Here is a 19931-nt window from a genome sequence, read left to right on the forward strand (position 1 = left end):
GCGGCCCGTGGATGCTCTACCCTCGCCTTCATGCCGTCCGATCCCCCGTCGACGCGTGCAGAGTGGCACGCCGGACTCTCCCAGAAGGACCGCGAGGCCCACGCTCGCATGGCGCAGGTCGCCGCCGACGAAGAGCCGGCAACCATGCGCCGACGCCTCGACGCCCTCAATGCCGAGCTGAGCGTGCTGCGCGCTGCGGTCGACCTCCGCTCCCGCCTCCTGCACGAGCAGTCGGTCGCGCTCACCGAGCGCGACGCCCGCATCGCCGAGATGTCCTCCGAGCTCGACCGCCGCCAGACGGGCGACCTGCCGCGACAGGCCGTGCGCCGCGTCAGGCGCGTCATCGGTCGCGTGGTGCGCACCGGCCTGCGACAGACATGACGCTCATCTCGTTGCTCCTGCTGCCGGGCCAGGACGGGCCGGACGCCGGGTCGGCACTGCGGCGGACCGCCGCCTCGGTGCAGCGCAACGGCCGCGGGCCGTGGCAGCTCGTCGCGCCGTCCCCCGATCGCGGGGACGCGGCGCGCGAGGGCGCGACGGCGAGCCGGCGGGAGATCGACCGCATGCTGCGCAAGGCGGTCACCTGGACGCGCCCGGACGGCGACGGGCCGGCGGCAGTCCTGCGGGCCGGGCTCGCCGCGGCGACCGGGCAGTACGTCGCCGTGCTGGCCCCCGGCGACGAGATCGAGCCGGGCGTGCTCGCCGCGATGGCCGAGTACGTCGCGGCGCGCCCGGCGACGGACGTCCTCTACACCGACGAGCAGTGGCCCGCACCCGGCCACGAGGGCATCCAGACCAAGCCGCACTGGGTCCCCCGGTATCTCGAGGGCTGGGACTACCTCGGACGCCTGTGCCTGGTGCGGCGCAGCCTCGTGGCCGAGGTCGGCGGGTTCCGGCCTGAGGCCGAGCTCGCCCTCGAGTGGGACCTGCACCTCCGCGTCGCCGAGCGGACGCAGGCCATCGAGCACGTGCCCGTCATCGGCCTGACCCGCCCGGCCGCGCCGCCGCGCGGGCCGGAGGTCGCGGAGGCAGGTCGGCGCGCCGTCGCGGACCGCTACGCGCGCCTCGGCATCGGCGCGACGGTCGAGGTGGCTCACCCGGACGGCTACGTCCGGGTGTGGCGCGACGTGCCGGACCCGCCGCCCCTCGTCTCGATCGTCATCCCGACCGGCGGCGGGCGCAGGGACGTGCGGGGCACGTCGACGCTCGTGCTCGAGACGTGCCTGCGCTCGTTGCTCGAGCGCACCACCTACCCGGCGTGGGAGGTCGTCCTGGTCCCGTCGGAGGGCACCCCCCACGACGTGCTCGAGCTCGCCGCGGAGCTGGTGGGCGACCGGCTCGTCGTGGCTCCGGTGACCGGCGAGTTCTCGTTCTCGCACTCCGTCAACGAGGGGGTGCGCCGCTCGCGCGGTGAGCTCGTGGTGCTGCTCAACGACGACACCGAGGTGATCGAGCCCCGCTGGCTGGACCGGATGGTCGCCGTCGCGCAGGACCCGGACGTCGGCGTCGTCGGCGCCAAGCTCCTGTTCGAGGACGACACCATCCAGCACGTCGGCATCGTGCACGACGACACCTGGCTGCCCGTGCACGCGCACCGCCTCGCGACGGACGACGCGAGCCACTTCGGCTCCAAGCTGGTCGACCTCGACTACCTCGCCGTCACCGGCGCGTGCCTGCTGACGCCGCGGGACCTCTACGTCGAGCTCGGCGGGTTCTCCGAGGAGCTGCCCATGGCGTTCAACGACGTCGACTACTGCCACAAGGTCGTCGCCGCCGGCCGCGACGTGGTGTGCACGCCGTTCGCACGGCTGTACCACTACGAGAGCTCGTCACGGGTGGCCGACGTCCGGCCCTTCGAGCGGCAGTACCTCATGGACCACACGCTCGAGCTCGCCAAGCACGACCCGCACATCAACCACCGCGCGGTGCGCTGAGGCGCAGCGGCCGGGCGCGGCCGGCCTCGGGCCCGCCGCGCCGCCTCAGCTGCGGCGCGCGAGCCGCCAGCGGATCTTGGCGACCACCTGCCGCACGCCCCCGTCGCGCAGGTGGCGGACGGCGGCGCGTGCGTCCTGGCGGACCTGCTGCAGGCGCGGCGGACGCGGCACCGGGGCGGCGTGCGCCGCGGCCGTGAGGCGGTGCGCGTCGGCGGCCCGACGCGGCTCCCGGCAGAACTGCACCAGGGGCTCCAGCACGACCGGCCACGTGAAGCCCGCCGCGACCTCGCGGACGGCCGCGCGCGCGGCCCCGCGCGCGCGCTCGTCGGTCAGCATCGCCTCCAGGGCCTCGACGAGCGCGTCCACGTCCTCCGCCGGGACCGTGCGCCCGAGGCCGCGGGCCTCGATCAGCTCGGCGAACGAGTCGCCCTGCGTCGCGACGATCGGCAGGCCGGCCCACAGGTAGTCCAGGATGCGCGTCCGGAACGAGAACTCGGTCTCCACGTGCGGGAAGTGGCAGCTCACGCCGACGTCGGCGTCGAGCAGGTGGTCCGCGCGCGACTCGTAGGGGACCCAGTCCTCGTTGAAGAACACGTGCCGACCGGTGAGGCCGAGCTCGTCGGAGAGCTCCCGGCACCGCGTCGCCACGGCCATCTCCGGGACGTCCGGGTTGGGGTGCTTCATGCCGAGGAAGAACAGCCGGACCTCGGGCACCGTCTCCTTGAGGCGGTCCACGGCCCGCACCAGGCTCAGCGGGTCGAACCAGTTGTAGACGCCGCCGCCCCACAGGACGACCTTGTCGTCGACGCCGATGCCCCGGACGGTGCCCTTGATCGCGCGCCGGGCCTGCACCGGCGGCTCCGGCGCGGTGCCGAACGGCACGATCGTGATGAGCGAGCGCAGCGACGGGTCCGCGTCGTAGGTGTCGGGGTTGATGCGTCCGGCGGCGGCCAGCTGGCCGATCCACAGGTCGCGCTGCCGGCGGGACGCGCACAGGAACAGGTCACCGCGGCGCACCTGGTCCGACAGCTCGCCGAGCGCGAAGGCGAGCGCCTGGTTCCGCGCGGCCTCGGGCTTGTACCTGTCGACCTCGAGCGTCTCGAGCTGGAAGGGGTCGTAGAGGTCGACCACGAGCACCTGCTCGCAGGTCTGCAGCCACGGGAAGGCGTTGAAGACGAAGCCCTGGATCACGACGACGTCGCTCGCCTCGACCTCCGCGCGGAAGTCGCCGACGCCGATCTGGCGGACGTCGAAGCCCTCCCCCGACCGCGTGCACCGGCCGAAGGTCACCAGGCGCACGTCGTGCTCCGTGGCGAGCGCGCGCGAGATCTCCCACGCGCGGATGGCCGGACCGGCCATCCGGTCGGTGATCGTGTCGAGGGTCACGACCAGGACCCGGCGGGCGGTCACGACCAGCGCCCGTCGAGCGCCAGGTAGCCGCCGGACTCGACCGGCGTGCCGTAGTCGACGTTGAGCGTCGCGGCCTCACGCAGGTAGTCGTAGGTGTGCGTGGTGGAGGAGTCGACGATGGACGCCATGAGCTGGAAGCTGCCGGGCTGCAGCGCGACCGCCGGGATCCGGCACTCGACGACGCCCTCGCCCTCGATCGCCGCGATCGGGTGGTTCGTGTCGCGGGTGTTGTTGGCCCAGAGGTACACGCCGTCGTGGGACTCGAGCGCGAGGCCGAAGACCGGGTCGGCGATCCGCTCCTTGGCGGTGTAGCGGATCCGGATCACCACCGGGTCCCCCGTGCGCACCGTCTCGGCGGGCGCGCCGTCCTGGAGCAGCTCCACGGCGTCGATGACCGCCTCGCCGCTGCCCCAGCGGACGCGACCCTGCGCGTCGACGCGCGCGTCGTGCCGGGTCGAGTCCAGGTAGCGCTCGAGGATGGGCTTCGCGTCGCCCGTCTCGACGAGGTTCCCGTGCTCGAGCCACGCGACCGTGTCGCACATGTTGCGCAGCGAGGGCATCGAGTGGCTCACCACGACGACCGTGCGCCCCTCGCGGCTGAACTGCGTGAACTTCTGCGTGCACTTGTCCTGGAAGGCGGCGTCACCGACGGCGAGCACCTCGTCCACGAGGAGGATCTCGGGGTCGACGTTGATCGCGACCGAGAACCCGAGGCGGACGTACATGCCGGACGAGTAGTTCTTCACCGGCTGGTCGATGAACTGCTCGACCCCGGAGAAGTCCACGATCTCGTCGAACTTGCCGTCGATCTCCTTGCGCGTCATGCCGAGGATCGAGCCGTTGAGGTAGACGTTGTCGCGCCCCGACAGCTCCGGGTGGAAGCCCGAGCCGACCTCGAGCAGCGCCGCCATCCGGCCCCGCGACGTGATCGTCCCCGCGTCCGGCGCGAGGATGCCGGCGATGCACTTGAGCAGCGTCGACTTGCCCGAGCCGTTGTCACCGACCAGGCCGAACGTGCTCGCGGCCGGGATCTCGAACCCGACGTCGCGCAGCGCCCAGAAGTCCTCGTACACCGACCGCCGGCCGCGCATGATCGCGGCCTTCAGGCTCTGGTTGCGCTCGTGGTAGACCCGGAACCGCTTGGAGACACCGTCGACGGTCACCGCCGCCGCACCACCCGCCGTCACAGCACCTCCGCCAGCTTCGCCTGGTTGCGTGAGAACACCCGTCCGCCCACGGCGAGCGCGACGACGGTCCAGCCGACGCACCACGCGAGCGAGTCGAGCTCGGGGAGCCGGTTGTCGTAGAGCAGGTTGCGGAACACCTCGACGAAGCGCTCCATCGGGTTGAGGCGGTACAGGTCCAGGATCGTGACCGACCCGAGCAGCGGCCCCGTCCGCTCGGAGATCCCCGCGACGTACGACACCGGGTAGAGGATCGGCGTCAGGTAGAACCACGCCTGGAACACGATCGTGACGAAGTGCTGGGTGTCGCGGAAGTACACGTTCGCCATCGCCAGCATCATGGCGACGCCCGTCGCGAAGAGCGCGAGCAGCACCATCATGAGCACGACCCCGGGGATCCACAGCCACACGTCGGCGCCGAGGAACACGAGCACGACGGCGAGCACCAGCATCTCGATCGCCCAGGTGAACATCGCCGCGAGGGAGCTCGAGGCGACGAGCGTCACCCGCGGGAAGGCGACCTTCTTGATGAGGTTCTCGTTGCCGACGAGCGAGCCCATCCCCGACGTCACGGTGTTCGTGAAGAAGCTCCACGGCAGCAGGCCGCACATCAGCCACACCGCGAAGACGTTGAGCCCGCTGGGGTCGCCGACATCGGCGGGGATGTTGATGATCACCGAGAAGACCGCGGTGTAGATGAGCATCAGGGCGATCGGGTTCGCGAGCGACCAGAGCTGCCCGAGCGCCGTGCGCTTGTACTTGCCCTTGATCTCGCGCCGCGTGAGGTTGACCAGCAGCTCGCGGGAGCCGCCGAGCTCTCGGAGGAGGGTGATCACCGAGCCCGACCACCCAGCACGCGGCGCAGGCGCCCGTACACCGCGCGCGGCACCGCGAGGGCGCGGACCGTCCGCGTCGCGAGGACCGCGTCGACGTCGCCGCGCGCGCGCTCGAGCGCGCGCTCGAGGTGGGCCACGCGTCCCTGCGCCTCCGCGAGCCGCACGCGCAGCTCCTCGCGCTCGAGCCGTGACGCCTCGACGGCGCCGGCCGCGTCGTCCACGACCGCACGGACGAGGAACTGGTAGGTCAGCGCGTCCGGCTGCTCGCGCACCCACTCCACGACGCCCGCGGGGAGCCGCTCGACGTCCACCACGACCTCGGAGGCCAGCGGGTCCTTCACCGTCGTGCGCACGTCGACGGCCGACAGCCCGGCGCCGCGCAGCATCGCCAGGAGCGTGCACCGCGTGAAGAAGCGGATGTGCGTCCGGTCCATCAGGCCGAGCTCCTGGTACTCCCAGGAGCCCTGCAGGAGCGCCAGCCGGATCGAGCCGTGCGAGACGTTGGGGATCGAGATCACCACCGACCCGCCGGGCGCGAGGAGCCCGACGAGCCGCCCCAGCACGGGTGCCGGGTCGGCGAGGTGCTCCAGCACGTCCCCGAGGACGATGACCTCGAACCGGCGCTCGCCGAAGGCCTCGGCGAGGTCGAGCGTGTTCAGGTCGCCGACCACGAGCCGGTCCAGGTGGGGCCGGGCGAGCTCGGCGGCCTCGGCGTCGTACTCGATGCCGCTGACCGTGCAGCCGCGCTGCGTCAGCGCCTCCGCGAGGTAACCGGTCGAGCAGCCGACGTCGAGCACGTCCTTGCCGCCGCCCACGAGGTCCAGGAGCTGCACGTGGCTGTTGTTCGACACCGAGGGATCCAGGGTGGTGTCGTACTGGGACATCGCAGCTCGCTCTCCTCCTGGGCACTGCCGGGAAACGCCGCGTCAGCATACCGGCCGCACCGTGGCGGCCGGTCGCGCGGGCTCACCGCGTCAGCGGTAGAACCCGTAGACGTCGGCGAGGACGTGCGTCTGGCCCAGGTTGTTGTAGACCTGCACCCCGGCCGGGGAGAGTCCGACGACGGCGTTGTTCGCCTGGTCGCGGCCGCGGCCGGTGTTGAGGTCCGACGTCGGCGGTCGCCCGGCGCCGGCCGGCCAGACCGTGAGGTAGGTCACCGGGGACGTCTGCTGGGTGGTCGTCAGGGTGATCGCGGCGGCCCGCGCCGTCGCGGGCAAGCCCGCGACCGACGACATCGGGAACGTCCGGGACTGCCCCGCACCGATGGGACCGCCGCCCGCGCGGGTGTCGAACGCCCGCACCGGCGCGATCGGCGTGAACCGACCCGTCGCGCCCGGACCGAACCAGCCGACGACGTCCAGGACCACGTTCGCCGGGGCACCCGCCAGCAGCACGTCGACCTTGCCGCCGTTCAGCGGCACGGTCGTCCGGTTCGCGACGTCGGTGCCGGGCAGGTGGTTGACGCTGGACGTCTGGCCCGCGGCCGCACCGGCCGGGACGACGCTGACGTAGCCGTTGCCGCCCGACACCACCGACGTCACGTTCATCACCACGGCCGTCGCGTCGGCCGGGATGCCGCCCTGCCCCGCGACGGTGACGCTGCGGCGCTGCCCGTCGCTCATCCGCCCACCGGTGGTGCGCGTGTCCAGCACCCGCGCCGCCGTCCCGAGCTGGGCGTAGCCGCTGCCACCGCTCGTCGTGTAGTAGCCGGTCACGTCGACGAGCACGTGGGTGGACCCGGCGCTGTTGTAGAGGCTGATCTTGCCCTCCCCCCCGACGCCGAGCGTCACACCCGACGCGGACGCCGAGCGGGCGGCGTCGGCGTTGAGGACCGAGGCACCGGGGCGGCTCTGCCCCGCCGGCCAGGCGCGCAGGTGGGTGATGGTCGACGAGTTCACCGCCGTGATGTTCACGGCGACCGCCTTCGCGTCGGCGGGGACCCCGCCCACGCCGGCCACGACGACGTCGCGTCGCGAGTCCGGGCCGAGCGACTCGGCGAGCGGTCGGGTGTCCAGGACGCGGGTCGGGGTCACGGGGACGAAGCGCAGGTCGCCCGTCAGGGGCACCGGCGCGACGGTGGCGGGGTTCTGGCTGCCCGTGACGGTCACGGTCGCCGAGTAGGGGTGGATCGCCGCACCACCGGCGCCCGTGCCGCTGAGCGTGAGGCGGTAGGGCCCGGGCCCGACCGGACGCCCGGCGCTGTTGTTGCCGTCCCACGTGGCGACGACGCCGCCGAACGCCTGCTGCCCGTAGCCGATGGAGGCGTGGACCAGCACGCCGGTCCGGGCGTCCCTGGCCTCCAGCCGCCAGTTGATGTCGCCGAGGGTGCGTGCGGCGAGGGTGACGGCCGAACCCTGCCGGACCGACGCGGGCACCGACGGGTTGACCAGCGACGGGGCGGCGAGCTGCGCCGCACGGGTCCGGATGTTCGGCAGCGTCGCGTAGCCCGCGTTGCCGGGGCACGCCGTGTTGCCGACGTCCCGGTGCGCGAAGACGACCGGGAGGGTGACCGTCGCCCCGGCGGGGTACTTCGAGTTCTCCCCGCCGAGCGTGCGGAAGCTCATCGTGCCGTTGGGGTCGCGGTGGTACTGGCGCAGGCGCCACGCGGCGAGCTGCGCGATGCTCTCCTGGACCGCCGCGCCCGGGTTGACCTGGCTGTAGTCGCCGAGCATCGAGATGCCCACGGTGCCGGTGTTGAACCCGCCGGCGTGCACGCCGATGACCGGCTGGGTCAGGCTGTTCGCCCGTCCCTCGTAGATGTTTCCCCACTTGTCGACGATGAAGTTGTAGCCGATGTCGCACCAGCCGCGGGACTCGATGTGGTAGCGCTGGTCGTTGCGGATCTGCTGCTTGGCCTGGTCGACCGAGGAGTACGCGTTCGAGCCCGCCGTGTGGTGGACGACGACGCCGACGAGCTGTGACGCGGTGTCCGGGCTGCAGACCTGGGCGCGCGCGCCCCACTCGGCACGGCTGATCACGCGCGGCTGGGTGGCGGTGAGCACCGGGCCCGCGGCGGGGACGTCCGCGGCGGCCTCGACCGGCGTCCAGGCCGCGGTCTCGACGGTCATGGCACCCTCGTCGTCGGACGCCGCCTCGGGCGAGCCGATCAGCGCGAGCGCCATGTCCTGCGGACCGCCCTCGGGCGTCGCCCGGAACGACAGCTGCACGGCGTCCGCGTCGCCGACCCAGAGCGGGTCGGTGCCGTTGCGGAGCGCGTTCGCGGCGTCGGGCGAGCCGGGGTCGGGGCCGTCGTCGGCCGGCTCGAGGGGCACCCACTCGCTCCAGCTGCCGGCGGCGCGGGTCCGCACCTCGAGACCGAGGTCGGCGACCTCCTCCTCCGCCGGCCACGTGACGCCGAGCGTCTGGAACGTCTCCGTCTCGAGCACCTCGCCCTCGACGCGGTCGGCCACGACCTCGTCCGCCACCACGACGGACGGGTCGGCCTGACCCGCGGCGACCTCGGGCGTCAGGGCCACCTCGCCGTCCTCGTCCACGGGGGGCACCACGACCTCGACCTCGGTGAAGGTGCCGTCCTCGCCGGCGGCGGCGGGGTCCTCGGTCGTGGGCACGCCGCGCGCGGCCGGGGTCGCCGTGGTCGTCGCGGTGGTGGTGGTCGTCGCGGCGGTGGTCGTCGCGGTGGTGGTCGTGACGGCACCCGCGGGCGCCGGGGACACCGTCGAGGCGAGGACCGTCACGGCTGCGGTCACGAGGGCGACGGCGGCTGGGCGGAGGAGAGTCATGGGAGTCCTGTCTCGAAGGCTAGTCAGGCGCAGTCTCAGCCGGTGTTGCAGGCAGGTCAAGGACCGGCACGCGCCCTGCCCGTTCCGTCCGGAGTTCGTCCACGCACGTGCCGGGCGCCACTGCCTCCGTCGGCGGCGGGGCGGCCGTTAGGCTGGCCGACGGTCCCGTTGTCCCACCCAGGAGGTCACCCGTGCGTCTGCTCGTCACCGGCGGAGCCGGCTTCATCGGCTCGAACTTCGTCCACCACACGGTGGCCACGCGCCCCGAGGTGCGGGTGACGGTCCTGGACGCCCTCACCTACGCGGGGAGCACCGCGTCGCTCGCGCCGGTCGCGGACAGGGTGCAGCTCGTCCAGGGCGACGTCGCCGACGCGGAGCTCGTGGACCGGCTCGTCGCCGACGCCGACCTCGTCGTCCACTTCGCCGCCGAGTCCCACAACGACAACTCCCTGAGCAACCCCTGGCCGTTCGTCCAGACCAACGTCGTCGGGACCTACACGCTGCTCGAGGCGGTGCGCCGGCACGGCGTCCGGTACCACCACATCTCGACCGACGAGGTCTACGGCGACCTGGAGCTCGACGACCCGGCGAAGTTCACGCCCGAGACGCCCTACAACCCGTCGAGCCCGTACTCGTCCACCAAGGCCGCCAGCGACCTCCTGGTCCGCGCGTGGGTGCGGTCGTTCGGCGTCCAGGCCACCATCTCGAACTGCTCGAACAACTACGGGCCCCACCAGCACGTCGAGAAGTTCATCCCGCGCCAGATCACCAACGTCATCGACGGCGTGCGCCCCAAGCTCTACGGCACGGGCGAGAACGTGCGGGACTGGATCCACGTCGACGACCACAACTCGGCGGTCTGGGCCATCGTCGAGCGTGGCCGCATCGGCGAGACGTACCTCATCGGCGCGGACGGCGAGGAGAACAACAAGTCGGTCGTCGAGCTCATCCTCGAGCTGATGGGGCAGCCGCGGGACGCGTACGACCTGGTGGCCGACCGGCCCGGTCACGACATGCGCTACGCGATCGACTCCAGCCGGCTGCGGACCGAGCTCGGCTGGGAGCCGCGCTACGGCTCCTTCCGGGACGGCCTGGCCGCCACCGTCGAGTGGTACCGGGCCAACGAGGCGTGGTGGCGGCCGCAGAAGGACGTCACCGAGGCGAAGTACGTCGAGCTGGGGCGCTGACCCACCTGTCACCGTGCGCACGCCGGTGACGCTCATGCGTCACCGGCGGCGGGCCGCCACCGCGCTCGCGAGCATGTCGTGCAGCGTCGCCTCGGGCCGCCAGCCCAGCACGCGCTCGATGCGTCCGGTCGCCGCCACGACGCGGGCAGGGTCGCCGGGTCGACGACCCGCGCGCACGGGCTCGACGTCCGACCCCGTCAGCGCGCACAGCCCCGAGACGACCTCCCGCACGGACGTGCCACGCCCCGTGCCGACGTTGAGGACCTCGTGGCGGTCGGGCGACCCCGCGAGGTGGTCGAGGGCCGCGAGGTGCGCCCTCGCGAGGTCGAGGACGTGGACGAAGTCCCGCACGCCCGTCCCGTCCTCGGTCGCGAAGTCGTCGCCGAAGATCACGGGCGCCTCGCCCCGCTCCAGGCGCGCGAGGACGATCCCGACGAGGTTGGCGTCCTCGTGGTCACCGAGGTCCGGCCAGCCGGCACCCGCCACGTTGAAGTACCGGAGGCTGATCGCGCGCAGCACCCCCGCGTCGGCGGCCGCCCGCACGAGCCACTCCCCCGCCAGCTTGGTCTCGCCGTACGGGTTCACCGGACGGGTCGTCGCGTCCTCGTCGACGTCGACCAGGCCGGTCTCGCCGTAGACCGCCGCGGACGAGGAGAAGACCAGACGCCCGACCCCGGCGTCCTCCATGGCGGAGACGACCTGCGCCAGACCGGTGACGTTCTGCTGGTAGTACCACGCCGGCCGCCGCACCGACTCCTCGACCCGCTTGCGCGCCGCGAGGTGGACGACGTCGGTCACGCCCCGCTCCGCCATCAGGCGGGAGAGCCGCTCGACCGCGGACGACGCCGCGAGGTCCATCACCTCGAGCGCGACGCCCGGGAGGCGGTCGGCGTCGCCGGTCGACAGGTCGTCGACCACGACCACGGGCAGGCCGCTCGCCACCAGGAGGCGGACGACGTGCGCGCCGATGTACCCCGCGCCCCCTGTCACCAGAACTGTCACGCGGTGACCCTATCGAGAGCCTCGGCGCCCCCCGCTCACGGGCGACGCGCACCCCCTTCTCCACGACTCCTCCACGGACCCGACCCGATGCCGCCGTCGGGACGGCGCCGCCCGCTCGTAAGATCAACCTCCGTGACACCCCGCCACTCCGCCCCGGCGCGCCCGCGCGTCGCGCGCCACGCCCGCACGGTGCGCAGCCACCGGCTCCGTCACGTCGCCGCACTGACCACCGTCGCCGTCCTGTCGTTCGGCGCGACCAGTGCCGCGACGGCGTACGTCCGGCTCGAGAACAACATCGAGACCCATGACGTGACGGCGCAGCTCGGCGAGGACCGCCCGGTGCAGGCGGAGCCGGTCGACCCGACGGACCCGAACTCCGGCCGCCCGCTGAACATCCTCCTGATGGGCTCGGACGTGCGCGACGGCGCCAACGCGGAGATCGGCGGCGCCGTCGACGGCATGCGCTCCGACACGACCATCGTCATGCACATCTCGGCCGACCGGACGCGCGTCGAGCTGGTCTCGATCCCGCGCGACTCGCACGTGGAGATCCCCGACTGCCCCCGCTCGGACGGCACGGTGGGCGGCTCGCGGTCCACGCGCTTCAACGAGGCCTTCTCGATCGGCTCGCAGTCCGGCAACGTCGCCGACGCCGCCGCGTGCACCATCAAGACGGTCGAGTCGCTCACCAACGTGTTCATCGACGGCTGGGTCGTCGTGGACTTCGCGGGGTTCGTCAACATGGTGGACGCCCTCGGCGGCATCCCGATGTGCATCCCGAACGACATGACCTCGCCCAAGGCAGGCCTGCAGATCACCGCCGGTCAGCACACGCTCGACGGGACGACGGCGCTGGCCTACGCCCGGGCGCGCACCGGCCAGGGCGTGGGCGACGGCTCGGACACGAACCGCCTGGGCCGGCAGCAGCAGCTGCTCGCCGCCACGGCCACGGAGGTGCTGTCCAAGAACCTCCTCACCGACTCCACGAAGCTCTACCTGTTCCTCAACGCGGCCACGCAGTCGCTCACCGCCGACCCGGACACCGGGAACGTCTCGAACCTCGCCGGGCTCGCCTTCAGCCTGCGGGACGTGCCGAGTGGGAACATCACGTTCATGACGATCCCGTTCGGCGCGTGGTCGCAGGACCCGAACCAGGTGGTGTGGACCTCCGAGGCCGACACCATCTGGGCCAACATGGCCGCGGACGTGCCGATCGTCCCCCCGGCGGCGCCCACGCCGCCCACGGAGCCGGTCGCGCCGGGCACCGACCCGGCCGTACCGGAGCAGGAGACGCCGCCGGAGCAGGTCGTCACCGAAGCACCGAAGCCGGGTGTGGACCCGTTCACCCCGGACGACGTCCAGACCGTCTGCGGCTGAGCCGGTGACTGACGAGGAGAAGCGCCGACCGCCGGACGGTCCACCACCACCCCCGGTCCGCCGCACGACGTCACGCGCGCGTCCGCAGGGCGCCGCGCAGCCGCAGCCTCGCCCGGCGGACCGCGGCGCGCCGCGGACACCACCCCCGGCGCTACCCCAGTCGCCGTCGGCGCGCTCGGCACAGCCCAGGACGCCACCGCGCGCCACCCCGCCCCGCGCGAACCCCGGCCGCGCGAACCCCGGCCGCGCCACCCCGGCCGGCGCGACCCCGCCGCCGCGGTTCGATCCCGGCCGCACGGCGCCGCGCCCGACGGCCGACGGCGCGCGCCGCGTCGGCTCCGGCGGCGGCGCTGCACCGGTCGCGCCGGCCGCCGGCGCGGGAGCGGCCGGCGGCGCGCGAGCGTCCCGTGGCACGGGAGCCGGCGCGGCGTCGGCGCCCCCGCCGACCATCCGCCCGTCCGGCCGCGCCGGTGGCGAGCCGCCGGCGCGCCGCCAGGGGCCGCGGCCGCCACGCGTCCCGAGCGGGCGGGTGGCGCGGCACCGGCGGTCGACCGGCCGCCCGTCGCCCCCGCGCGGCCGCGACGGCGAGGGCGCCGGTTCGGTGTGGCGGCGACCGTCGTCGTCGCGCTCCTGCTGGCCTGGCCGATCGGTCTGGTGCTCTGGGCGGACGGGCGCCTCGAGCACGTCCCGGCGCTGAGCGAGGCCGCGGACACGCCCGGTACCACGTACCTGCTCGCGGGCTCGGACGCGCGGGGTGACGGCGCCGTGCCCGAGGACGGCACGATCGGCGCCCGGACCGACACGATCATGCTGCTGCACGCTCCCGAGTCGGGGCCGGCCGCCCTCATCAGCCTCCCGCGCGACACGTACGCCGAGATCCCCGGCCACGGCGCGAACAAGCTCAACGCCGCCTTCTCCTGGGGTGGCGCGCCCCTGCTCACGGCGACCGTGGAGCAGCTCACGGGCCTGACCGTCGACCACTACGTCGAGATCGGCTTCGGCGGCATCACGGGCGTCGTCGACGCGGTGGGTGGCGTCGAGCTGTGTCTCGACCGCGACGTGAACGAGCCGCTGAGCGGCCTCGTCTGGACGGCGGGCTGCCACGTCGCCGACGGCCCGACGGCGCTCGCCTTCGCGCGCATGCGCTACGACGACCCCGAGGGCGACGTCGGCCGCGCCAAGCGCCAGCAGCAGCTCATCGCCGCGCTCAGCTCGGCACTGGCGGACCCTGCGGTGCTGCGCAACCCGGGCCGCCAGGTGTCGCTGGTCCGCGCGGGCACCGACGCGCTCGCGGTCAGCGAGGGGACGGGCGTCGTGGACCTCGGCCGCCTCGCGCTCGCGTTCCGCCGTGCCACCGGCCCCGAGGGCATCACCGGGACGCCGCCGATCGCCGACCCGGACCACCGCCCGGGCGGCGTCGGCTCGACCGTCCTCCTCGACCCGGACGCCACGCCGGGCTTCTGGGCGGGGATCCGCGACGGCTCCCTGCCCCCCGGACCCGTCGGCGGCCTGCCGGGCTGAGCCGGGTCGGGACCCGCCTCCGACACGCCGGACCTCACACGGGCGACGGCCGTCCGGGTGAACGCGGCTCATCCCGCTCGGAGGGCTGCCGATAGGACCGACATGATCCGCAGACTCTGCGCGTGCGTCGCTGCGGCCGTCCTCGCGGTCGCCATCGGCGTCGTCACGCCGGCGGGGCCGGTGGCCCCCGCCCGGGCCGCGTCCGCGAACGCCGTCGACACGGCGAGCCGTGCGGCCGTGGACGCCGGCTACCTCGCGCGGTGGGCGCCTGCGGCCGCCACGACCGCGGCGGTGTCCTCGACCGCGGTCCCGGCGAGCTGCACGCGCGGCTCCGTCTCGCCGTCGACGAGGACCCAGGTCCTCGCGGCCTGGAACTACGCGCGCGGGCTCGCCGGCCTGGACGCCGTGACCGAGGACCCGGCGCTGGCCGCGAGCACGCAGGAGGCGGCTGTCGTCTTCTCGCGCAACGACACGATCGCGCACTACCCGAACCCGAGCTCCGAGTGCCTCACGGAGGCCGCGAGGAAGGCGGCTGCCGGCTCGAACATCGGGATCGCGTGGGGCACGGTCCCCACCGCGGCGGCGCTCGTCAACGGCTACCTGACCGAGGAGCACGACGCCGGCCGGGACCTCGGGCACCGACGGTGGCTGCTCTACCCGCAGCTGTCGACGACCGCCGTCGGCATCGCCACCACCACGGGCAGCGGCGTCACGTACGGCCGGAACTCGGCCAACGCCCTGCGGGTCGTCGACTCGGGCCGCAACCGCGGCGCGACCGCGCCCGCCTGGGTGCCCTGGCCGACGGCCGGCTACTTCCCCGTCCCGCTCGAGCCCCTCGGTCGGTGGTCGCTCACCTCGTCCGCCCCCGACGCGGACTTCTCCGCCGCGACGGTCAGCGTCCGGGGCCCCGGGGGCGCGGCGCTGCCCGTGACCGTCTCGCGGCCGGCCCGCGGCTACGGCAACCCCACGCTCGCCTTCACGGTCGGGAACATCACGAAGCCGTCGGGGGCCGCCGAGACCGTCTACTCCGTGACCGTGAGCGGCATCAAGAACGCCGCGGCCGCGAGCCACTCCTACGAGGTCAGGCTCTTCAACCCCGGGGCACCCACCGTCTCGGCGCCCGTCGCGACGACCGTCGACCTCGGCGCGGCGGCGACGTTCCGCGTCACCGCGACGGGGTCGCCCGCGCCGACGGTGGCCTGGGAGCGCAGCACCGGCGGGAGCACCTGGACGAGGATCGCGGGCGCCACGGGCACGACGTACACGTTCACGCCCGACGCCGCCCACGACGGCCTGCGCGTCCGGGCGGTCGCGACCAGCCCGCTCGGCACCGCCACCTCGCCCGCCGCGGTGCTGACGGTCCTCAGCGACCCGGGCGTCACGAGCGGGCCGCAGGACACGGTCTTCGCCACGGGCGGCTCGGTCCTCCTGAGCGCGACGGTGTCCCGCGCGGCCGGCGCCACGTACCGCTGGGAGCGCCGGACCGGTGGCACGTGGTCGGCGGTCCCGTCGGCAGACGCGCGGACCCTGACGCTCACCGGGCTCACCGCCGCCGACGACGGCGCCCAGCTCCGCCTCGTCGTGACCACCCCGCACGGCTCCGCGACGTCCCGGACCGCGACCATCCGCCTCGACGACCGGGCGTACGTCGCCGTCCCGCCCGTCCGCGTCCACGACTCGCGGACGACGTCGACGACGCACGGCGCGGTCACGTGCCTCAGCGTGACCGGCGCCGGCACCGGCGTGCCGGCCGGCGCCGCGAGCGTCTCGCTCAACGTGACGACCGTCCGCCCGACCGGGCCCGGCCACGTCGTCGTCTACCCGGACACCGCGGGGACGGGCTCGACGCCCGCGCCGGCCGCGAGCACCGTGAACTTCGTCCCGGGTGCCGACGTGCCCAACGCGGCCGTCGTCGCGGTGCCCGCGAGCGGGAAGGTCTGCTACCAGGTGCGCGGGTCGCGTGCGGGCGTGGTGGTCGACCTCGTCGGCTACCTGCTCCCCGGGTCGGCGGTCACGGTCCAGATGCCGCAGCGCCTCGACGACCGCTCGGGCGTGGTGCCCGGGCAGGCGGTCCGCCTGGATGTGGCCGGCCGCGCCGGCGTGCCCGAGGACGCCACCGCCGTGCTGCTCAACGTGACCGCCGCCGGGTCGCGGGCACCCGGAAACCTGCGGCTGTTCCCCGCGGGCGCGACACCGCCCCCGACGTCCAACCTCAACTACGCGGCCGACGGCGACCGCGCGAACGCCGCGCTCGTGCAGCTCTCCGACGACGGCGCCCTGAGCTACGTCTCCCAGACCAGCGCGGGCAACCGGCTGCGCGTCGTGCTCGACGTCGTGGGCTACACGGTCCCCGGCTCGGGGCTCGTGCCGATCGACGCGGACCGCGTGCTCGACACGCGGTCCGGCGGCGGGGCCCTGGTGGGCGGGACGAGCCGGGCGCTCTCCGTGCGCGGGACGGTCCCCGACCACGCCACCGCCGTGGTGCTCAACGTCATCGCCGTCGCGCCGACGACGATCGGCAACCTCCGGGTGTTCCCGCGCACCGCCGGCTCGACCGCGCCGCCACCGACGTCGTCCCTGAACTACATCCCGCGGGTCGACACCGCGAACCTCGTCGTCGCGACCATCGGCGCCGATGGCGAGGTCGTGGTGCACACCGACCAGCCCGCGGGCGGGCGCACCCACGTGGTCGTGGACGTCCTCGGTTACCTCACCGACCAGCCGCCGTCCTGAGCGCGCGGTCCTCCGCGCGGGGTCTGGTCACCGCGCCGCCGCGGGGGCGGTACGTCGCGACGAGGCGGGACAGCCCCGCCTCCACCGCGGCGCGCAGGGGCCCTTGCGCGCGCTTCTCGACCACGCGGTGCACGGCCCACGCGAGCCCGAGGGACACGGCCACCGCCGCGAGCAGCGCCACCGGCGTCGGCACCGCGTCGTGCAGCAGGTGGATGGTCCACCAGCCCCAGTACTCGTGCACGAGGTACAGCGGGTAGGTGAGGACCCCGAGCGTCGTCAGCACGGGCAGGTCCACGCGCGCCAGCCGCGTGAGCGTCAGCGCCGCGACCGCCGCGAAGCAGCCGACGACGAGCAGCCCGAGGACCACGGGCGACGGCACGAACGCGGTGTTCCGGCTGAGCGAGGCGAGCTGCGCGGGCACGACGTTGACCAGCGCGACCACCACGTTCAGCCCGACGAGCGCCCACGGCAGGCGGGCGTGCCCGTCGCGGTGGATGAGGAAGAGCAGCATCCCGCCCGCGAAGAGGGGCGCGTACCGGCTCACCAGCAGGGTCTGCGCCCACGACGCCCCGGCGTGCTCGGCGACGAGCCCGGCCAGGGGCCACAGCGCGCAGAACGCGAGCACGCGGCGCCGGGTGAGGCCCACCGCGACCAGGACGACGACGATCGCGTAGAACCGCAGCTCGGCCCACAGCGTCCAGTACACGCCGTCGACGTGGGCGACGGCGAAGACCTCCTGGAGGAGGGTCGCGTTGACCGCCACCTGGCCCAGGGTGATGTCCTTGCCGTCCGGCCACAGGACCAGCAGCAGGACGCTCGTCAGGACGAGGGCGGTCCAGTACGCCGGGAACAGGCGGCCGACGCGCGAGCCCACGACGGCGGGCACGCTCCGGCCCCAGGCGCTCCAGAGGATGACGAAGCCGCTGATGACGAAGAAGAGCTCAGGGCCGAGGGCGAAGTAGCTCGTGACGCGGCCGAGCTCGCCGAAGCGCGCCGCCGGCTCCTCGCCCCACGCCGTGCTCCACCGGGCGGTGAAGTGGTAGAGCAGCACGCCGGCGGCGGCGCCGAACCGCAGCCCGTCCAGGGTGCGCAGCCGGGAGCCCGCCGCGGTACCGGCGCGGCCGCCCTCCGGGGTGCGGGGAGAGGGCACGGCGTGCGGCACCTGTGGTGCGCGAAGGGCCGTGACCATCCCGTGACCTTAGGTGAGGTCCCCTGACCTCGCCCGCCGAGCACGGACCCCGAGGGCGCCGTGCGGCGCCCTGTGCTCAGGCCCCGAAGCCGGTCACCGCACCGCCCGGGCGGTGCCGCGCACGCAGGCGCTCGCCCTTGGCGTGGGCCTGGTCACGCAGGTCGCCCTGGAACGCCGTCATGCGCTCGCGCAGGGCCGCGGCCCGGTCGTCGCCGCCCGCGGCCAGGACGCGCACCGCTAGCAGGCCCGCGTTGCGCGCTCCCCCGACGGAGACGGTCGCCACCGGCACGCCGGCGGGCATCTGGACGATCGACAGCAGCGAGTCCAGGCCGTCCAGGTGGGCGAGCGGCACGGGCACCCCGATGACCGGCAGCGGCGTGACCGCCGCGAGCATGCCCGGCAGGTGCGCGGCGCCCCCGGCGCCGGCGATCACCACGCGCAGGCCGCGCTCGGCCGCCGTGCGCCCGTAGTCGACCATCTCCTGCGGCATCCGGTGCGCGGAGACGACGTCGACCTCGTGCGGCACGCCGAACTCCGCGAGCGCCTGCGCGGCTGCCTCCATGACGGGCCAGTCCGAGTCGGAGCCCATGACGACGCCGACGAGCGGTGCGGGGGAAGTGCGGTCAGCCATGTCGTGCTCCTCGGTCCGGGTGGGTCGGTCAGGCGGGGTCGCCGCGCAGGATCGCGGCGGCCCGCGCGGCGCGCGCGCGGACGTCGGCGAGGTCCTCGCCCGTCACGGTGACGTGGCCGAGCTTGCGCCCGGGCCGCACCTCCTTGCCGTACAGGTGCACCTTCGCGGCCGGGTCCGCGGCCAGCACGGCGGGCAGCGCGTCCGTGAGGCGCTCGAGCGAGCTACCGAGCACGTTCGCCATCACGGCCCAGCGCGCACGGGCCGCCGTCTCCCCCAGCGGCAGGTCGAGCACCGCGCGCAGGTGCTGCTCGAACTGGCTCGTCACGGCGGCGTCGATGGTCCAGTGGCCGGAGTTGTGCGGTCGCATCGCGAGCTCGTTGACCAGCACGCGCCCGCGGTCACCGCCGGCGACCTCGAACATCTCGACCGCGAGCACGCCCGTGACGTCGAGCCCCTCGGCGACGGCGCGTGCGGCCTGCACCGCGGCGCGCTCCACCTCGGGGTCGAGGTCGGGCGCGGGCGCGAGCACCTCGGCGCACACGCCGTCGCGCTGGACGGTCTCGACCACGGGCCACACCCGCACCTCGCCGGACGGGCGGCGCGCGAGCAGCACGGCCAGCTCACGCACGAAGGGCACCTTCTCCTCGGCGAGCAGCGCGGGGCCGCCGATCCGCGCCGCGGCGAACCACTCCGCGACGTCGTGGGCGGAGCGCACCACCCGCACGCCCTTGCCGTCGTACCCGCCGCGCGCGGTCTTGACCACCGCCTCGCCGCCGACGTCCTCCAGGAAGGTCGCCAGGGCCGCGGCGTCCGCGACCGGGGACCACCGCGGGCACGGTACGCCGAGCTCCGTGAGGCGCCGGCGCATGACCGTCTTGTCCTGCGCGTGGACCAGCGCCTCGGCGCTCGGCCGCGCGGGCACGCCCGCCGCGGCGGCGGCCTCGAAGGCCGCGGCCGGGATGTGCTCGTGCTCGAAGGTGAGCACCGCGGGCAACGGCTCCCCGAGGAGCCTGGCGACGGCGGACGGGTCCTGCGGCGAGCCGACGGGAGCGTCGGCGACGACCTGCGCGGCCGACGTGGTCGGGGACTCGACGAGAACCCGGAGCCCCACTCCCAGCGCGGTCGCCGCGGGCGCCGTCATCCGGGCCAGCTGGCCGCCGCCCACCACCGCCACGAGAGTCACGAGC

Annotated in this window: 15 protein-coding genes; 6 read left to right on the top strand and 9 right to left on the bottom strand. The window is 74.4% G+C overall.

Features of this window, described 5'->3' with window-relative positions; all coding sequences use genetic code 11:
• Positions 1-30: 30 nt before the first annotated feature.
• Positions 31-381 (top strand): hypothetical protein, encoded by a 351-nt coding sequence (locus H2O74_RS11835; protein WP_182111772.1) that lies wholly within the window; start codon positions 31-33, stop codon positions 379-381.
• Positions 378-1934 (top strand): glycosyltransferase, encoded by a 1557-nt coding sequence (locus H2O74_RS11840; protein ID WP_182111773.1) that lies wholly within the window; start codon positions 378-380, stop codon positions 1932-1934. The genes H2O74_RS11835 and H2O74_RS11840 overlap by 4 nt, the downstream gene beginning before the upstream one ends.
• A 45-nt stretch (positions 1935-1979) precedes the next feature.
• On the opposite strand, the gene H2O74_RS11845 is transcribed toward H2O74_RS11840, so the two are convergent.
• The 5 genes from H2O74_RS11845 to H2O74_RS11865 form a co-directional block, all read right to left on the bottom strand.
• Entirely contained in the window at positions 1980-3320 is a 1341-nt protein-coding gene (locus H2O74_RS11845; RefSeq protein WP_255491591.1) for a glycosyltransferase, read from the bottom strand.
• A 20-nt stretch (positions 3321-3340) separates the two neighbouring features.
• Positions 3341-4507, bottom strand: a complete 1167-nt coding sequence (locus H2O74_RS11850; RefSeq protein WP_255491592.1) for an ABC transporter ATP-binding protein — start codon at positions 4505-4507, stop codon at positions 3341-3343.
• Positions 4508-4527: 20 nt separating this feature from the next.
• Entirely contained in the window at positions 4528-5364 is an 837-nt protein-coding gene (locus tag H2O74_RS11855) for an ABC transporter permease (protein WP_255491593.1), read from the bottom strand.
• The gene (locus tag H2O74_RS11860) at positions 5361-6248 is read right to left on the bottom strand and encodes a bifunctional 2-polyprenyl-6-hydroxyphenol methylase/3-demethylubiquinol 3-O-methyltransferase UbiG (RefSeq protein WP_182111774.1); all 888 of its coding nucleotides are present in this window, start codon (positions 6246-6248) and stop codon (positions 5361-5363) included. The genes H2O74_RS11855 and H2O74_RS11860 overlap by 4 nt, the downstream gene beginning before the upstream one ends.
• 90 nt (positions 6249-6338) lie before the next feature.
• The gene (locus tag H2O74_RS11865) at positions 6339-9104 is read right to left on the bottom strand and encodes an N-acetylmuramoyl-L-alanine amidase (RefSeq protein ID WP_182111775.1); all 2766 of its coding nucleotides are present in this window, start codon (positions 9102-9104) and stop codon (positions 6339-6341) included.
• 191 nt (positions 9105-9295) lie between these two features.
• Between H2O74_RS11865 and rfbB the strand changes: the two genes are divergently transcribed.
• Entirely contained in the window at positions 9296-10291 is a 996-nt protein-coding gene (gene rfbB / locus H2O74_RS11870) for a dTDP-glucose 4,6-dehydratase (RefSeq protein WP_182111776.1), read from the top strand.
• Positions 10292-10330: 39 nt separating this feature from the next.
• Here the strand turns inward: rfbB and galE are convergent, their stop codons facing one another.
• Positions 10331-11293 carry a UDP-glucose 4-epimerase GalE gene (gene galE / locus H2O74_RS11875; RefSeq protein WP_182111777.1) on the bottom strand — a complete coding sequence of 321 codons (963 nt, stop codon included), beginning with the start codon at positions 11291-11293 and terminating at the stop codon, positions 10331-10333.
• A 132-nt stretch (positions 11294-11425) separates the two neighbouring features.
• Between galE and H2O74_RS11880 the strand changes: the two genes are divergently transcribed.
• From H2O74_RS11880 to H2O74_RS11890, 3 genes are all read left to right on the top strand, one after another.
• Complete coding sequence (locus H2O74_RS11880) at positions 11426-12670, top strand: LCP family protein (protein ID WP_255491594.1); 1245 nt, start codon at positions 11426-11428, stop codon at positions 12668-12670.
• A gap of 603 nt (positions 12671-13273) precedes the next feature.
• Positions 13274-14191, top strand: a complete 918-nt coding sequence (locus H2O74_RS16855) for an LCP family protein (protein ID WP_182111779.1) — start codon at positions 13274-13276, stop codon at positions 14189-14191.
• 102 nt (positions 14192-14293) lie between these two features.
• Positions 14294-16924: a CAP domain-containing protein gene (locus H2O74_RS11890; protein WP_182111780.1), complete on the top strand. Its 2631-nt coding sequence runs from the start codon at positions 14294-14296 to the stop codon at positions 16922-16924.
• Here the strand turns inward: H2O74_RS11890 and H2O74_RS11895 are convergent.
• The 3 genes from H2O74_RS11895 to H2O74_RS11905 form a co-directional block, all read right to left on the bottom strand.
• The gene (locus H2O74_RS11895; protein WP_182111781.1) at positions 16902-18074 is read right to left on the bottom strand and encodes an acyltransferase; all 1173 of its coding nucleotides are present in this window, start codon (positions 18072-18074) and stop codon (positions 16902-16904) included. The genes H2O74_RS11890 and H2O74_RS11895 overlap by 23 nt on opposite strands.
• A 115-nt stretch (positions 18075-18189) precedes the next feature.
• Entirely contained in the window at positions 18190-18744 is a 555-nt protein-coding gene (purE, locus tag H2O74_RS11900; protein ID WP_182111782.1) for a 5-(carboxyamino)imidazole ribonucleotide mutase, read from the bottom strand.
• 28 nt (positions 18745-18772) lie between these two features.
• Complete coding sequence (locus H2O74_RS11905; protein ID WP_223148163.1) at positions 18773-19885, bottom strand: 5-(carboxyamino)imidazole ribonucleotide synthase; 1113 nt, start codon at positions 19883-19885, stop codon at positions 18773-18775.
• Positions 19886-19931: the final 46 nt, after the last annotated feature.

Source organism: Actinotalea sp. JY-7876 (genome assembly GCF_014042015.1).
In the GTDB taxonomy this organism is placed as follows: Bacteria; Actinomycetota; Actinomycetes; order Actinomycetales; family Cellulomonadaceae; genus Actinotalea.

Coding starts and splice junctions, on each gene's coding strand:
- H2O74_RS11835 (WP_182111772.1), top strand. CDS start 31: ATGCCGTCCGATCCCCCGTCGACGCGTGCAGAGTGGCACGCCGGACTC.
- H2O74_RS11840 (WP_182111773.1), top strand. CDS start 378: ATGACGCTCATCTCGTTGCTCCTGCTGCCGGGCCAGGACGGGCCGGAC.
- H2O74_RS11860 (WP_182111774.1), bottom strand. CDS start 6,248: ATGTCCCAGTACGACACCACCCTGGATCCCTCGGTGTCGAACAACAGC.
- H2O74_RS11865 (WP_182111775.1), bottom strand. CDS start 9,104: ATGACTCTCCTCCGCCCAGCCGCCGTCGCCCTCGTGACCGCAGCCGTG.
- H2O74_RS11890 (WP_182111780.1), top strand. CDS start 14,294: ATGATCCGCAGACTCTGCGCGTGCGTCGCTGCGGCCGTCCTCGCGGTC.
- purE (WP_182111782.1), bottom strand. CDS start 18,744: ATGGCTGACCGCACTTCCCCCGCACCGCTCGTCGGCGTCGTCATGGGC.
- H2O74_RS11905 (WP_223148163.1), bottom strand. CDS start 19,885: ATGACGGCGCCCGCGGCGACCGCGCTGGGAGTGGGGCTCCGGGTTCTC.